We start from the raw sequence: 16,317 nt of genomic DNA, 5'->3' as shown, positions 1-16,317 counted from the left end.
TACTTAAATCGCCACCAGCCGTCTGACGCCGTCGGCCTCCATCTGCGCGCCAGTTCCCTGCTGGATAATGGCGCCGCGCGACATCACCAGATAGCTGTCCGCCAGTTCAGCGGCAAAGTCGTAAAACTGTTCGACCAGCAGAATCGCCATATCGCCCCGGGCGGCCAACTGGCGGATGACCTGGCCTATCTCCTTAATCACTGAAGGCTGGATCCCCTCGGTGGGTTCGTCGAGAATCAGCAGCCCAGGCCGGCAGGCCAGCGCCCGACCAATCGCCAGTTGTTGCTGCTGGCCGCCGGAAAGATCGCCGCCGCGGCGCTGCTTCATCTCCTCCAGCACCGGGAACAGCCGGTAGATCTCCTCCGGCACCCGCTTCGCCTCCCGGGCCGGAAAGCGCGTCAACCCCATCAGCAAATTCTCCTCCACCGTCAGGCGCGGGAAAATATCGCGGCCCTGGGGAACATACGCCAGACCGGCCGCCACCCGCTGGTGAGGGCGACGGGTCAACAACGACGCGCCGTTATAACGGATCTCGCCGCTGCGCGCCGGGACCAGCCCCATCAGGCATTTCAGCAGCGTGGTTTTACCGACGCCGTTGCGCCCCAGCAGGCAGGTCACCTCGCCGGGCCGGGCGCTGAACGACACGCCGCGCAGAATATGGCTACCGCCATAGTATTGATTCAGCGCATTGACTTCGAGCATGTTACCTCCCCAGATAGACATCAATGACCTGTTCATTGGCCTGAACTTCGCGCAGCGTGCCTTCCGCCAGCACCTGGCCCTGATGCAGTACCGTAACCCGATCGGCGATGGTCTCTACAAACCCCATATCGTGCTCCACCACCATCAGCGAATGCCTGCCGGCCAGACTGCGAAACAGTTCGGCGCTGTATTCGGTTTCGGCGTCAGTCATCCCGGCGGCGGGCTCATCCAGCAACAGCAGATACGGCTCCTGCACCAGCAGCATGCCGATTTCCAGAAACTGTTTCTGGCCGTGAGACAGGGCGCCGGCCCGCCTGTTGCGTTCGGCGCCAAGGCGCAGGGTGCCGAGCATTTCGTCAATGCGATCGCGCTGTTCGCTGTTGAGCTTCGCCCGCAGGGTCGCCCACAGCGATTTGTCCCCTTTCATGGCGATCTCAAGGTTTTCAAAGACCGTCAGCGCCTCAAATACCGTGGGCTTCTGGAATTTGCGGCCAATGCCGCAGCGGGCGATAGCCACCGGATCCATGCGCGTCAGTTCCAGCGACTGATCGAACCAGGCGCTGCCGCTGTCGGGACGGGTTTTGCCGGTAATCACATCCATCAGGGTGGTTTTTCCGGCGCCGTTAGGCCCAATCACACAGCGCAGTTCACCGACGCCGATATTCATCGACAGCCGGGTCAACGCCTGGAAACCGTCAAAGTTGACGTTAATCTCTTCCAGTTGTAACACCGGATCGGTCTGGCTGCGAAAGCGATCGCCGCTCTGCGGCCGGGTAAACAGTTCCGCCTGGACTGGCATTAGTCGCCTCCTTTACGCAACAGTCCCATCACCCCGCGCGGCAGCCACAGGGTGACAAGGATAAAAATCAAACCAAGAAACAGCTGCCAGTATTCCGGCAACCACATGGTGAACAGACTTTTCGCGCCGTTGACCAGCCCGGCGCCCAGCACCGGACCAATCAGGGTGCCGCGTCCGCCCAGCGCCACCCAGACAGCGGCTTCAATGGAATTGGTGGGCGACATCTCCCCCGGGTTAATGATCCCCACCTGCGGGACATACAGCGCCCCCGCCAGGCCGCACAGCACTGCGGAAAGTACCCAGACCAGCAGTTTAAAACCGCGCGGATCGTAACCACAGAACATCAGGCGCCCTTCGGCGTCGCGTACCGCGGTCAGTATCCGGCCAAACCGCGAACGGGCCAGCGCCAGACCGAGCGCCAGGCTGAGCAGCAACAGGATCACCGTCGCCAGAAATAGCCCGACCCGGGTGCCGGTCGCGGTAACCGATGCCCCGAGCAGCGTGGTAAAGCCGGTAAAACCGTTGTTACCGCCAAAGCCGGTCTCATTGCGAAAAAACAGCAGCATCCCCGCCCAGGTCAGGGCCTGAGTCATGATCGAAAAATAGACGCCGCGAATCTTTGAGCGGAAGGCAAACCAGCCAAACAATAGCGCCAGCAGGCCTGGCACCAGCACCACCAGCGCCAGCGCCCAGACAAAATAGTCGGTGCCCCACCAGTACCAGGGAAGCGAATCCCGGGAGAGAAACGCCATAAAGGCCGGCAGCCCGTCGCCGGCGGCCTGGCGCATCAGGTACATACCCATGGCATAGCCGCCGAGGGCAAAAAACAGCCCGTGGCCCAGCGACAACATCCCGGCATAGCCCCATACCAGATCGAGGGCGATAGCCACAATCGCATAGCAGAGAATTTTCCCCACCAGGGTCAGCGTCCAGGTGGAGACACTCAGCGGATGACCCGCCGGGAGCAGCGCCAGAAACGGTAGCGCCAGCAAAATCATCATCGCAAGGCTCCCCAGCCACAGCGTCAGCCGTGGCGCCCGGGTCGCCAGCGTTAGCGTAACCGGCTGCGTCATTCGACGGTCCTCCCTTTTAAGGCAAACAGCCCCTGCGGCCGTTTCTGGATAAACAGAATAATCAGCACCAGGATGAGAATTTTGCCCGGCACCGCGCCGGTGAGCGGTTCAAGGATTTTATTGAAGATCCCAAGACCGAACGCCGCGGCGACGCTGCCCGCCAGTTGCCCGACGCCACCCAGCACCACCACCAGGAATGAATCGATAATGTATCCCTGGCCCAGTTCCGGCCCGACATTGCCCAGTTGCGACAGCGCCACGCCGCCCAGCCCGGCGATCCCTGAACCGAAGCCGAAAGCCAGCATATCCACCCGCCCGGTCGGTACTCCGCAGCAGGCGGCCATGGCCCGGTTCTGGGTCACCGCGCGCAGATTCATGCCTGGACGGGTTTTGTTAAGCAGCAGCCAGGTAAAAAACAGCACCAGCAGGACAAACCCCAGCACCACGATCCGGTTCCACGGCAGGATCAGATTCGACAGTACCGGCAGCCCGCCGGACAGCCACGCCGGATTAGCCACTTCAAGGTTTTGCGGACCAAACAGCATACGCACCAGTTGGATCAGCATCAGACTGATCCCCCAGGTCGCCAGCAGGGTTTCCAGCGGCCGGCCGTACAGATGGCGAATCACCGTGCGCTCCAGCGCCATACCGACAGTGGCGGTCAACAGAAAGGCCGCCGGCAGCGCCGCCAGCGGATACCAGGCCAGCCACTGCGGCGCCCAGAGCTGAAAAGCGCTCTGCACCAGCCAGGTCGCGTAGGCCCCCAGCATCAGCATTTCGCCGTGGGCCATGTTGATAACCCCCAGCAGACCATAGGTTATCGCCAGTCCGAGCGCCGCCAGCAGCAGAATCGATCCCAGCGAAAGCCCCATAAACGCCTGGCCGAGCAGTTCACCGCCCAGCAGTCGCCAGTGAATCCCCCGTAGCGCATCAGCTGCCGCGGCGCGCACCTGTGGGTCCGCTTCCCGTTCCGGACTGACGAACGGCTGCAACAGCGCCTGTGTTTCCGGACTGGTGACCTGCGCCACCCGCTCCACCGCTTTCAGACGGATAGCGGCATCGCTGCTGTTCAGTTGCAGACGTGCCAGCCCCTGGCTGAGCGCAGCACGCACCGGATCATCGGTTTCCGCCGCCAGACGCTGCGCCAGCAGCGCTTCTTGCGCCGGCTCCGCGTCTCTGGCGAGAGTGCGTGCCGCCTGCAAACGAATAGTGACGTTGTCACTGAAAAGCTGATGGCTGGCTAGCCCCGCCGCCGCCAGGGTGCGCAGGCGATTGGTGAGTCGCACCTTTTTCAACGCGCCTGCGGCGCTGGCGATGGTCCCCAGCGGCAGCAGCCGATCGCCCTGCTGTTCAAAAGGTTGTCCGGTGCTGTCCACCACCAGCCGTTCACCGGCCAGCGCCTGCAACAGCGCCAGCCGTTCGGGATGCGGGGCAACGGCCCATTGTTGTAACAGTTCGGCCTGCCCGGCGCGACTGGCGGCAACAAATGCCTGCGCGTCATCAGGCGTCGCGGCCCGGACGACCAGCGGACACAGCCACACCGCCAGCCACACCAGAGGTAGCAGAATTCGGGTTTTCATGGTGAGTTCTCCGCGCAGGCCCTCCCTTACGGGAGGGCTGGCGCTTACTGGCCGGTGGTTTTCATTGGCCGATCGGCTTTCTTGTCGTTACCGGGAATAAACGGGCTCCAGGGCTGAGCGCGCACCGGCTGGTCGGTCTGCCAGACCACGTTAAACTGGCCGTTATCTTCGATTTCGCCAATCATCACCGGCTTATGCAAATGGTGATTCGTGGCGTCCATGGTCAGGGTAAAGCCCGACGGCGCTGAAAAAGTTTGCCCGGCCATGGCGGCGCGAACTTTATCGACATCGGTCGTCCCGGCCTTTTCCACCGCCTGGGCCCACATGTTAATACCCACATAAGTGGCCTCCATCGGATCATTGGTCACCACGCTATCGGCCCCGGGCAGTTTGTTGGCCTTCGCCCAGGCCTTCCAGTCGGCGACAAATTTCTGGTTTACCGGATTGTCCACCGATTCAAAGTAGTTCCAGGCCGCCAGGTTGCCCACCAGCGGTTTCGTGTCGATACCGCGCAGTTCCTCTTCCCCCACCGAGAACGCCACCACGGGGACATCGGTGGCTTTGACGCCCTGATTAGCCAGCTCTTTATAAAACGGCACATTGGAGTCGCCGTTAATGGTCGATACCACCGCGGTTTTGCCGCCGGCGGCGAATTTTTTGATGTTGGCGACAATGGTCTGATAATCGCTGTAGCCAAACGGGGTGTAGACCTCTTCAATATCTTTATCTGCTACCCCTTTACTGTGCAGGAAAGCGCGCAGGATCTTATTGGTGGTGCGCGGGTAGACATAGTCGGTGCCGAGCAGGAAGAAGCGCCGGGCCCCGCCGCCGTCTTCACTCATCAGATATTCCACTGCCGGGATCGCCTGCTGATTGGGGGCGGCGCCGGTATAGAAGACATTTGGCGACATCTCTTCCCCTTCGTACTGCACCGGGTAGAACAGCAGGCCGTTAAGCTCCTCAAATACCGGCAGCACCGATTTACGTGATACCGATGTCCAGCAGCCGAAAACGACCGCCACTTTATCCTGGCTCAGCAACTGACGGGCTTTTTCGGCGAACAGCGGCCAGTTAGAGGCCGGATCCACCACCACCGGCTCAAGCTTTTTGCCCAGCACCCCGCCGCGGGCATTGATTTGCTCAATGGTCATCAGCGCCACATCTTTGAGCGGCGTTTCCGAAATGGCCATGGTGCCGGACAGGGAGTGCATAATCCCCACTTTGATGGTCTCCGCCGCCCGGGCGCTGAACGTGATGCCCATCCCGCTCACCAGCGCGGAAAGCGCAAAAGCTTTTAATAATGATCGACGCTGCATAAGACTCTCCTGAAATGACAGTTATTGTTGTGTACCCTGGTAAGCCCTTTTTTCCTGCCGCGCCTGTTGCAGCGCATGCAGGGTGATTTTGCGTACTTCCGCCTGGCTGGCGGCAATATGCTCGCGTAGCATCCGGCTGGCCTCCCCGCAGCGGCGACCGATAATCGCCTGCAAAATGGCGCTATGTTCCGCGTAGGTCGCCTGCACCCGCGACGGCTGGGTGAAGTCCATGCGCCGTACGATGCGGATCTTTTCCGTTACTTCCCGGTGTACCCGCGCCATTTGCGGATTACCGGCGGCGGCGACCAGCGTCATGTGAAACTGTTCGTCGTATCGCGCGACCGCGCTGCCGTCCGCCAGCGGCGGCGTATCAATCCAGAATTGTTTCAGCTGTTGCAGGGGCAACGGCATTACCGCATCCGGCAGGCGGCACAGACGCGCCACCGCTTCCAGCTCCAGTACAATCCGCAGGTCGTACAGCGCCTCCAGTTCGTCAAAGTCGATGGCTTTAACCTGCCAGCCGCTACGCGGCTGTACCTCGAGGTACCCCTCCTGCTCCAGGCTATACAGCGCCTGACGCACCGGGGTGCGACTGGCGGCCATCTGCCCGGCGACGTCGTTTTCGCTGAAGCGGTCTCCCGGCAACAGTTGAAAATCAAAAATCGCCTGCTTCAGTAGCCGGTAGACCCGTTCCGCCTGCCCCTCCGGACGCGGCGCGCCCTGCTCATTGCGATTCATAGCGCCTCCGCCGTTAACTGGCGATATCCAGCCACAGCAGCGCGTCGCCGGGGCCGACCGGGCGCCCCTGCTGGCAACTGATGCGGGTTACCGTACCGTCGCAGGGCGCGGAAACCATCAGCTCCATTTTCATCGCCTCGACGACAATTAATGCCTCTCCCTGCTTCACGCTCTGCCCCGGCTCGACGAGGATCTTCCAGACGTTGCCGTTGAGATCGGCGCTCACCAGGTGACCGTCCTGCTCTTCGCCGGCGGCGGCCTCGTCGGACACAACGTCAACCGGCAGTTCGTCGGCGCTGTGGTGTTGCCACAGCGCCACTTCCTGGCTGAAAGCCGCCTGCTGGCGCTCGCGAAACGCCGCAATATCGGCGGCGTTATCGGCCAGAAACTGGCGATACTGCGCGAAATCAAACTCCGCCTCTTCAATGCGCAGCGTCGCTCGCCCCTCGCGAAACGCATCGCGCAGAGTGACCAGCTCAGCCTCGCTGACCGGGTAAAAACGCACCTGATCGAAGAACTTCAGCAGCCACGGCTGAGCGCCAAACTGTGGGTTGCGCAAAAACGGGTTCCACACCGGCACGGTACGGCCGACCAGCTGATAGCCGCCCGGGGAATCCATGCCGTAGATACACATGTACATCCCGCCGATCCCTACCGTTCCTTCCGCCGTCCAGGTGCGCGCCGGATTATATTTCGAGCTCAGCAGTCGGTGGCGCGGATCCAGCGGCACCGCGCAGGGAGCGCCAAGGTAAACATCCCCCAGCCCCAGAACCAGATAGCTGGCGTCATACACAATGCGCTGTACCTCATCGCGGTGCGCCAGACCATTGGCGCGCTGGATAAAGTCGACGTTATTCGGCAGCCACGGCGCTTCGCCGCGTACCGTCTGGCGGTAGCGCTCCACGGCCGCGAGGGTGGCGCTGTCCTCAAAGGCCATCGGCAGATATACCACCCGGGAGGGGATCTTCATGGCGCTGACATCGCCGAGCCGTTCTTCAAGGGCCACCAGATGAGCGACCAGAGTGGCCTGCGCCAGTCGCTGTCCGTCATAGCGCACCTGCAGGGAACGCACCCCGGGCGACAACTCTTCCACCCCGTCCGGGGCGCTGTCGCGAATCGCCTGCATCAGCAGATGAACGCGCATGCGTAGCGCCAGGTCGAGCACATTGTCGCCATACTCAATCAGCAGGTAGCTGTCCCCGGCCTGGCGAATGGTCATCGCCGGAATGTCATCCCGGGCCGGAAGCCACGCCAGAATCGCCGGATTCACCGTATCCCCGGCCGGGAGCGCCAGTTGGCTGCGCGTCACCGCGCTGACCGCGCACAAGCTGTCGATCGCCGTTTGCCGGGCCTGTAACAGGGCCGCGGCCTGCTGTTCATCAATCAGGCGGAAGCGAATACGATCGCCGGGTTTCACCTGGCCGACTTTCCACAGTTCAGCGCGGGCAATGGTGACCGGGCAGACAAATCCCCCGAGGCTTGGGCCGTCGCGGGTGAGGATCACCGGGAAGTCGCCGGTAAAGTTCACGGCGCCAATGGCGTACTCGCAGTCGTGAACATTGGAAGGATGCAACCCGGCTTCGCCGCCGTCGGCGCGCGCCCAGTCCGGTTTAGGTCCGCTGAGCCGTACCCCGAGTCGGTTCGAGTTGTAATGCACCTGCCACTCAGTGTCGAAAAAGGTCGCCATCGACGACGGCGTGAAGAAATCCGGCGCCCCGTGGGGGCCATACAGCACGCCAATGTCCCACACCTCGCCATACTGCGGGATCAGCGCCGCATCAGGGCGGCCCGGCTCGGCGACCGGCGCTGGCGTGGTGCAGGCCGGCAGCGCCGGACGGGACAGCGGCAGTAGATCCGCCACCCGCAGGGTACGTCCGGCGTGTCCGCCGAACTGGCCGAGGGCAAATGTCGAGCGGCTGCCCAGATAACAGGGCACATCGATACCGTTGCGTACTGCCAGGTAGGTGCGGCAACCGCGGGTGGCGCGCCCCAGTTTCAGTACCTGTCCGGCCCGCACGCTTAACGGCTGCCACAGCGCAACGGGTTCGTCATCAAGCCACGCCGGACAGGTCGCGCCGGTCAGGGCGATCACCGCCGGGCAGTGAAAGCGCAATACCGGCCCCTGCAGGGTAAATTCCAGTCCGGCGGCCTGCGGATGGTTACCGACAATGCGGTTCGCCAGCTGGAACGCATAATCGTCCATCGGTCCGGAAGGCGGCACGCCGATATCCCAGTAGCCGGTACGGCCAGGGTAATCCTGCACACTGCTCCAGGTGCCCGGCTCCAGTACCTCAATGGCGTGAGCCTGATAGACCACCTCATCCAGCAGACGGGTCCACATTCGGGCAACGGCGAACGCTTCCAGCGCCACAATCTGGCGCAGGTAGTCGAGATTGGTGGCGATGCCGTGCAGTCGGGTCGCCGCCAGCGCCTGTTGCAACCCGGCCAGCGCCGCCTGGCGGTCGGCGCCGTGAACAATGATTTTGGCGATTAGCGGATCGTACCACGCCGTCACTTCGCTGCCGGTGGAGACCCAGCCGTCGACCCGGATACCGGCAGGGAAAAAAACATCGGTCAGTACCCCGGGGCTGGGTTGAAAGTTGCGCAGCGGATCCTCGGCATACAGGCGAACTTCAATGGCGGCGCCCTGCGGCGGACGGCGCAGAGCCGCCCAGTCCGGGGTTTCACCGGCTGCGACCTGCAGCATGCAGTCGATCAGGTCCAGCCCGGTAACCATCTCGGTGACCGGATGTTCCACCTGCAGGCGGGTGTTGACTTCAAGGAACCAGAAGCGATCGATGGCCGGATCGTAGATGAACTCCACCGTTCCGGCGCTGCGGTAATCCACCGCGCTGCCCAGCGCCACGGCGGCGGCATGCAGCGCCGCGCGGGTCGCGGACGGCAGCCCCGGCGCCGGCGTCTCCTCCACCACTTTCTGGTTGCGCCGCTGCAGGGAACAGTCGCGTTCGCCAAGCGCCACCACCGTACCGCAGCCATCGCCGAAAATTTGCACTTCCAGGTGGCGGGCGCTGTCAATACAGCGCTCCAGAAATACCCCATCGTCGCTGAAAAACTGCTGGCCGAGGCGCCTGACGCTGTGCCAGGTTTCCAGCAGTTGTGTTTCGTCGGCGCAGCGGGTCAGGCCGATCCCGCCGCCGCCGGCAGTGGTCTTCAGCATCACCGGATAACCGATTTCCCGCGCCGCTTCACAGGCCTGCTGCACCGTCTGTAGTAAACCGCTGCCCGGGGTCATCGGCACGCCGGCGGCGCTGGCCAGCTCGCGGGCCCGGTGTTTAAGACCAAATTCGCGGATTTGTTGCGCGGTCGGTCCGATAAAGACAATTCCCGCGGCTTCACAGGCTTCGGCGAATTCCGCCCGCTCGGAAAGAAAACCGTAGCCGGGGAATATCGCTTGCGCCCCGCTGCGCCTGGCGGCGGCAATAATTTTGTCGATGTCCAGATAGCTGTCTGCCGGCTTATCGCCCCCCAGCGCAATCGCCTCATCGGCATCAAGGACGTGCTGCGCATTGCGATCCGGATCAGAGAATACCGCCACGCTGGCGATACCGCGTTTTTTCAGGGTGCGGATAGCGCGGCAGGCAATTTCCCCGCGGTTGGCAATTAATACTTTGCGAAACATAGCGCCTCCTCAGGCCTGCTGATGTCGGGCCAGCCAGGCTTTCCAGCCGCCCCATTCGGTGATGTCCGTGGCGTCATCCAGCGCCCACGCTTCACAGATAAATCCTTTCACCCGGCGTCCGTCCGCCAGTGTCAGCGTACCGATCCCCAGCGGCGCGGGAATTTCCGCCACCAGTTCACCGAAACGCGCCAGCGGGATATCCCACAGTTCAACTGCGATCGGCGCCCCGCTGTCGCTGCGTGCCAGCCCCGGTTTCGCCGGTGTGCTGTTCGCCAGCGCATACAACCGGTAACCGGCGTCAGTGGTGGTTTGCTCCGCGAATACCGCATCGCGCTCAGTCAATTGATAGTTCAGCGGCATGCCGCGCAGATGCGCCCCCACCACCGCCAGCCGGACATATTCTGGTGACAATGTCACGTATACGGGTTCCACCATCTGCCGCGACGTGGCTCCCAGCGACAATCCCACAGCCTGCTGCCAGCGCTGGCCAAAGTGGCTCAGGGCGGCGTCGTGCCACGCCCGGGCCACCAGGGTGATGCCCGCCGGCAGTCCGTCCTCACGCCACGGTCCCGGCAGCGCCAGCGCGCAGAGATCCGCCAGATTGGTAAAGTTGGTGTAATAGCCAAAATGCGCGTTGTAACGCACCGGTTCACGGGCAATCTCTTCGCGGGTATGAATCGTCGGCGATGTCGGCACCAGCAGCGCATCCACCTGCGCCAGGGTTTCATGGATACGCCGCGCCAGCGCCGCCCGGGTGTATTCCGCCTGCCATGCCTCGCTGGCGCTGTACTGCTGCCCGCCGCTGATGATGGCGCACACCACCGGGTCCATTTCCTGCGGGTTGTCGCGCAACAGCTCCCCGACGGCGACGGTACGTTCCGCCACCCATGCACCCTGATAGAGTTGCTGCGCCAGCTCGCGGAACGGCGAGAAATCAATCGTCACCAGCTCAACCCCCAGCGCCTGCATCTGCGCCAGCGCAGCGCGGAAAGCCGCCTCGCTGAGCGGGTCGCCGTAAAACTCCAGTACATCCGGCACGCCCAGGGTTGGGGTTTGCGCAAAGCGGGCCGGCGCGGTAGCCGGATGGCGGCGCGAGTAGTCATCCCGGGCATCGTAACCGGCGGCAATGCGCACGACGGTTTCAGCATCGGCAACCGTCAGAGCAAAAACCGACACGGTGTCATTAAGCCGGCAGGCCGGCACCACGCCGCACGCCGACAGCCAGCCTTTGGTGGGTTTGAGACCGACGATATTGTTAAATCCGGCCGGAACGCGCCCGGAGCCGGCGGTATCGGTACCGAGGGCAAACGGTATCAGCCCCCGGGCCACCAGCGACGCCGAGCCGGAGCTGGAGCCGCCGCTGACGTAGCGATCGTTAAAGGTATTGGGCACCGCCCCCCAGGGCGAACGGGTGCCTGACAGGCCAGTGGCAAACTGGTCGAGATTGGTTTTCCCGACCACGATGGCGCCGGCGGCCCGTAGTTTCGCCACCACCGTGGCATCCTGCTGCGCCGGACGGGCAAAGGCCGGACAGGCGGCGGTGGTCACAAAGCCGGCGACATCAATATTGTCTTTAACGGCGAAGGGCACGCCGAATAGCGGATAGTCCGCCGGCGCACCACCGGCACATTCCAGAGCGTCGATCTGCGCGTCAATCTGCTGCATAGTGGCGAGCGATATCCAGGCCGGATCGGACTCTTCGAATGACGCCAGCAGTTGACGATAAATATCACGCAGACGCTGTGGTTGCTCGCGAAATATATCGCGCCACTCCTGCAGGGTTAATGCATTTAAGGATTTCCCGTATAATGACATGTCTGGCATCCCAACTGGTATACAAGATGAGACAGTTAATGCAAAGTAAGTGCCATATTTATTTTATTAATAATTTTCAATCAGTTAAAAATAAACCAACAATCAAAAGAGGATAATTTTCCGCAAAAACAAGGCGCCGGAAATAAATAATGCCCGGCGATGGTGCAGGATGAATAAATAAAGTGCAAAGCCAGCTAAGAAATAAGCGTCGGTTATGACAAAGAGATCGCAAAATGATTATTTACGCGCCCGACAATAAGCGCCAGAGATAGCTGAATTGATCGCCCCGGAACCGCGCCCTGCCCGCTGCCGGCGACCTTTAAGTATCGTCAATGGTTGACGACGCCCGGCGACAGGCGTTTAATGCGTGATGCTAAAGTTAACTATTCGTAAAAGATATGATCGTTCGTCCTCATCAGCACTGGTTTACGCGTTTGTTCGTCTGGCATGGCTCAGTACTGTCGAAAATTTTCACCCGCCTGTTACTCAATGTGCTGCTCTCGGTCAGCGTGATCTTTTTCCTGCCGTGGTACGAACGGCTGGGCATTAAGCTGACCATTGCGCCGTTCAGTATCCTCGGGGTGGCGATCGCCATCTTCCTCGGGTTTCGCAACAGCGCCTGCTATGCGCGCTTTAACGAGGCGCGCCAGCTGTGGGGAGAACTGCTGGTCGCCAGTCGCTCTCTCGCCCGCCAGGTAAAAACCCTGTTGCCCGACGATCCGCAGGCTGTCACCCATCTGCTTAATTTGCAGATAGCCTTTGCCCACGCTCTGCGCCTGACACTGCGCCGTCAGCCGCTGACGCCGACATTGCGCAAATGGCTGACGGAAGACGAAATCCGCCAGGTGAACCGCTGCCAGTCGCCCTGCCAGCAGATCCTCGTGCTGATGAGCGACTGGCTGGCGCGCCAGCGAGCGGCGGCGACCTTTTCCGATGTGATGTACAGCGGCCTGAATCAGCACCTCAACGCCCTTTCCATGGTGCTGGCCGGCTGCGAACGTATTGCCGGTACCCCCATTCCGTTTGCCTATTCGCTGATTCAGCACCGTACCGTTTACTGTTTCTGTATTTTGCTGCCCTTCGCGCTGGTCAACGACTTGCACTCTATGACGCCGTTTGTCTCCGTGTTCATCTCGTACACCTTTATCTCCCTGGATTCACTGGCGGAAGAACTGGAAGAACCGTTCGGTACCGAAAATAACGATCTGCCGCTGGATGCCCTGTGCAATACCCTGGAGATCGATATGCGCGACACTGATGACGACGCCAATAAGCCCGAGCCATTACGTCCTGACCGCCACTTTCAGCTCACCTGAGCGGCAGGTTGCGACTGGCTGGCAAAGGCATAACCTTCATCTTCCCAGCCGCAAATCCCGCCCAGCATGATTTTCACCGGACGCCCGAGCCGGGCCAACGCCAGCGCGGCGCGGTCGGCGCCATTACAGTGCGGACCGGCGCAATAGACCACAAACAGCGTGTCCTGCGACCACTGCGCCAGATTCTGCTCCGTGATGGCGGCGACCGGTAACCAGATGGAGCCCGGGATATGGCGCGCCCGCCAGCCGGCTTCGCTGCCGACCACGTGCAACAGCGTGAAATCCACCTCGCCGCGGGCCTGGGCGTGGTGAACATCTGCGCAATCGGTCTCCATCTGCAGGCGCTGTAAAAAGTGGCTGACGGCCTGTGGGGAACTGGCGGCCGGAAAATCCGTTACGTGACTCATTCGTATTTCTCCTCGCTTATGGTAACTGTTAACAGTACATTAACGTCGCGCGTCTCAGCGCGCCGCCGGGTTTTACGCCACATTACGCAGGAAAAACGACAAATATGGGGACATCACACCACGTAGTAGCGCTCGCTTACCACGGATTGTGTACTTTTGAATTTGGCGTCGCCGTCGAGGTCTTCGGCTTGCCGCGGCCGGAAATGGAAGATGGCTGGTACCGCTTCAGCGTCGCCGCCCTCGAACCGGGAGAACTGACGGCGACCGGCGGTTTTCGCATGGTGGCGGAATACGGTCTGGAGTGTCTGGAAACCGCGGATACTATCGTGATCCCCGGCTGGCGCGGCCCGCAGGTACCGGTGCCGCAGGCGCTGTGCGATGCGCTGTGCGCGGCCCATCGGCGCGGTGCCCGCCTGTTGTCTATCTGTTCCGGGGTCTACGTGCTGGCCGCCGCCGGTTTGCTGGATGGTAAAAACGCCACCACCCACTGGCGCTATGCCGACGACCTCGCCACCCGCTATCCACAAATTACCGTCCATCCCCGGGTGTTATACATTGATGAAGGCAACGTGCTGACTTCCGCCGGCAGCGCCGCCGGGCTCGATCTCTGTCTGCACGTAGTGCGCAAAGATTTTGGTCTCGAAGCCGCCAACCGCGTCGCCCGCCGACTGGTTCTCGCCCCGCATCGCGACGGCGGCCAGGCGCAGTTTATTGAACGTCCGGTCAGCCACGATCGGGAAACGCAGCGCCTGAATCAGTTATTTGACTATCTGCGCCAGCATCTCGGTCAGGAGCACAGTGTGGCGTCGCTGGCCGCCAGAATCGGCATGAGCCAGCGTACCCTGCTGCGGCGCTTTACCAGCGCCACTGGCGCAACGCCGGCGCGCTGGCTGTTGAATGAAAGACTGTACCGGGCCAGGGAGTTGCTGGAAAGCACCCGGCTGAGCGTTGAACAGGTAGCGGAACAGTGCGGTTTCCGCAACGCCAGCGTATTGCGTCACCACTTCCGGGCGCGCTTTTCAGTTTCCCCGGCCAGTTATCGCAAAAATTTTACGCCGGCAAGCTGATGGCCGGCGTGGCTGAAGCGGTACGCCGCAAAATCCGCGCCGGGCGCGTTACAGAAGAGAGATTTGCCGGAAAACAGGCAGAAAAAAACCGCCAGCCAGGCTGACGGTCAATGCTTGCATGGATAGTGTTTCGTTTATTGTCGGCAAATCGGGCGCTGAAAACCTGTTTTACCTTTTGCTTGTCATTTCACTCTAGCCTGTGCAATCTCAACCGCGATTAAACAAATCGTCGGCGCGGTATTTTTCCGACATCTTCCCGTGACCCGGCGCAAATAATGGATTACATCTGCAACATTGACCGTAACCGCGCAATGTAGATTACAATATTCACTTACAGCGTCCGGACATCCGTGGAGTGGATATGTCAACGCAATACCGGCTGACAAGAATACTGATCTCCTGCGGTGTGGTGGTCCTTACTTCGTCGTTCCTGATTCACTTTTTATTACAGGAACACCGTTCGATGAAAAAATACATGTCCTATATCGTCGAAAAAGGCACTACGTCGCTGATTTATGAAAAATATATAAACCAGAACCTCTCCGTTACTCTGATGCACGCTTTCTCTTCACAGCGGGAAAATAATCCCCTGCCGAATGACCCATTGCTCAGCCAGACGGTAGAGCATCAGGACCAGTTGTGGGGGATTAATCTCAGCGGACGCGGTTCATCGCTACTGCACGGCACATTGCAGAGTCAGACGCCGGACTTCAGTCCCTGGCTGGCGGATATTCCGGGGCTCAGGGCGCTGGACAATGAAATCGTCGAAGACCGTAAACCTTACGGTCTCAACAGCTCCGGGGCGATTTCCGATGGTAAACTCCATTACTATGTCGATATGGAGCATCACTATATTTATTTCTACACGCCGGTCGACAGCCGCCAGTTTATCTTCCGTAACTGGCTTATCTTTAATAGCCCGAATATCCGGCTGTCGCCGGGCGCCATTGCGGCCATGGACCACGGCGATACGGTGACCACCAATATTTATCGCGACGATCTGACCGGGCGGCCAATCATGACGCTACTCAGCCCGGTGTACTGGCTGGGGAAACTGAAAGGCGTGATCGCGGTGGATCTCAGCAAGGCGGCGCTGATCAATGTCTTCTATACTCAGGACCGACCGCTGCTGTGGAAATATCTCAATGTTGATGTGGTTGACGCCGCCGGAATGGGACGGATTGAAGTCAACCGCTCTGCCTCATCGCTGTTTGGCTATGTCGCGCACCGCCAGGCGCTCTCCCCGGATACCGATGTGGTTTTGTCGCTGGACGTGATGTATTTCATCCTCACCAGCTACCAACTGTTTCTGCCCTACATTTTCGCTACCCTGGCGCTGCTGTACCTGGTGCAGAACCACTTTCGCCACCACTACACCATCACCCGGGAAAATATTACCGACGCCATGACCGGGCTGTATAACCGCAAGGTCCTCTCGGCGCGGCTGGAATCGCGCCTGAATCAGTATGTGGCGAGAAATGTGCCAGTGACGTTTGTCGCTATCGACTGCGACGGGCTGAAAGTGATTAACGATACCCTGGGCCATAAAGCCGGCGACAGCGCGATTACGCTGCTCGCCCGGGCAATTCAGGCCTCAGTGCGTAAGAGCGATTACCCGGTAAGGCTTGGCGGCGATGAGTTCGGTATTGTGCTGATCGGTTACGACATCCATAAAAGCGCGGAAATCGTTAAGCGTATCAGGATTAAAGTCACGCTCACCGACGAGCGCAAACTGGTGAATTTTTCCTGGGGCGCTTACGCTATGCAGCCCAATGACACCCTGGAACACGCCTACCAGGAGGCCGATATGCGCCTTTACCAGAATAAATCGCAGAAAAAGACATCCCGTGACGAGGTATAACGC

At 60.7% G+C, this 16,317-nt stretch carries 12 protein-coding genes; 3 read left to right on the top strand and 9 right to left on the bottom strand.

From position 1 onward, the window contains the following. Window positions 1–3: 3 nt before the first annotated feature. Genes urtE through atzF form a run of 8 tightly spaced genes read right to left on the bottom strand, consistent with a single transcriptional unit; the run spans window position 4 to window position 11,663 of the window. Entirely contained in the window at window positions 4–702 is a 699-nt protein-coding gene (urtE, locus tag AQ981_RS01605; RefSeq protein ID WP_058909999.1) for an urea ABC transporter ATP-binding subunit UrtE, read from the bottom strand. A 1-nt stretch (window position 703) separates the two neighbouring features. Next, complete coding sequence (gene urtD, locus AQ981_RS01600; RefSeq protein WP_058909998.1) at window positions 704–1,501, bottom strand: urea ABC transporter ATP-binding protein UrtD; 798 nt, start codon at window positions 1,499–1,501, stop codon at window positions 704–706. Further along, window positions 1,501–2,574: an urea ABC transporter permease subunit UrtC gene (gene urtC, locus AQ981_RS01595; protein WP_058909997.1), complete on the bottom strand. Its 1,074-nt coding sequence runs from the start codon at window positions 2,572–2,574 to the stop codon at window positions 1,501–1,503. Before urtC ends, urtD begins: the two co-directional genes overlap by 1 nt. Then, window positions 2,571–4,154, bottom strand: a complete 1,584-nt coding sequence (gene urtB, locus AQ981_RS01590; RefSeq protein WP_058909996.1) for an urea ABC transporter permease subunit UrtB — start codon at window positions 4,152–4,154, stop codon at window positions 2,571–2,573. The genes urtC and urtB overlap by 4 nt, the downstream gene beginning before the upstream one ends. Before the next feature lie 44 nt (window positions 4,155–4,198). Beyond that, window positions 4,199–5,470 carry an urea ABC transporter substrate-binding protein gene (gene urtA, locus AQ981_RS01585; protein ID WP_058909995.1) on the bottom strand — a complete coding sequence of 424 codons (1,272 nt, stop codon included), beginning with the start codon at window positions 5,468–5,470 and terminating at the stop codon, window positions 4,199–4,201. Window positions 5,471–5,491: 21 nt separating this feature from the next. After that, a complete protein-coding gene (locus tag AQ981_RS01580; protein WP_058909994.1) occupies window positions 5,492–6,208 on the bottom strand; it encodes a GntR family transcriptional regulator in 717 nt (238 codons plus the stop codon). Window positions 6,209–6,221: 13 nt separating this feature from the next. Next, complete coding sequence (gene uca / locus AQ981_RS01575) at window positions 6,222–9,848, bottom strand: urea carboxylase (protein ID WP_058909993.1); 3,627 nt, start codon at window positions 9,846–9,848, stop codon at window positions 6,222–6,224. Between the two features lie 9 nt (window positions 9,849–9,857). Next, entirely contained in the window at window positions 9,858–11,663 is a 1,806-nt protein-coding gene (atzF, locus tag AQ981_RS01570) for an allophanate hydrolase (protein WP_121500600.1), read from the bottom strand. 398 nt (window positions 11,664–12,061) lie between these two features. On the opposite strand from atzF, the gene AQ981_RS01565 reads away from it, so the two are divergent. After that, window positions 12,062–12,979 carry a bestrophin family protein gene (locus AQ981_RS01565; protein WP_058909991.1) on the top strand — a complete coding sequence of 306 codons (918 nt, stop codon included), beginning with the start codon at window positions 12,062–12,064 and terminating at the stop codon, window positions 12,977–12,979. Here AQ981_RS01565 and AQ981_RS01560 read toward each other — a convergent pair. Continuing rightward, a complete protein-coding gene (locus AQ981_RS01560; protein WP_058909990.1) occupies window positions 12,967–13,386 on the bottom strand; it encodes a rhodanese-like domain-containing protein in 420 nt (139 codons plus the stop codon). The genes AQ981_RS01565 and AQ981_RS01560 overlap by 13 nt on opposite strands. Before the next feature lie 104 nt (window positions 13,387–13,490). On the opposite strand from AQ981_RS01560, the gene ftrA reads away from it, so the two are divergent. After that, on the top strand, window positions 13,491–14,453 hold the full coding sequence (gene ftrA / locus AQ981_RS01555; RefSeq protein ID WP_058909989.1) for a transcriptional regulator FtrA: 963 nt from the start codon (window positions 13,491–13,493) through the stop codon (window positions 14,451–14,453). Window positions 14,454–14,814: 361 nt separating this feature from the next. Continuing rightward, window positions 14,815–16,314, top strand: coding sequence for a diguanylate cyclase DgcJ (dgcJ, locus tag AQ981_RS01550; RefSeq protein ID WP_058909988.1), 1,500 nt, complete (start codon window positions 14,815–14,817; stop codon window positions 16,312–16,314). Window positions 16,315–16,317 lie beyond the last annotated feature (3 nt).

Origin of the sequence: Entomohabitans teleogrylli, from assembly GCF_001484765.1 — a bacterium.
GTDB lineage: Bacteria > Pseudomonadota > Gammaproteobacteria > Enterobacterales > Enterobacteriaceae > Entomohabitans > Entomohabitans teleogrylli.
The sequence above is the reverse complement of the archived record's forward strand: the minus strand, read 5'-3'. Positions and strand labels throughout refer to the sequence as shown.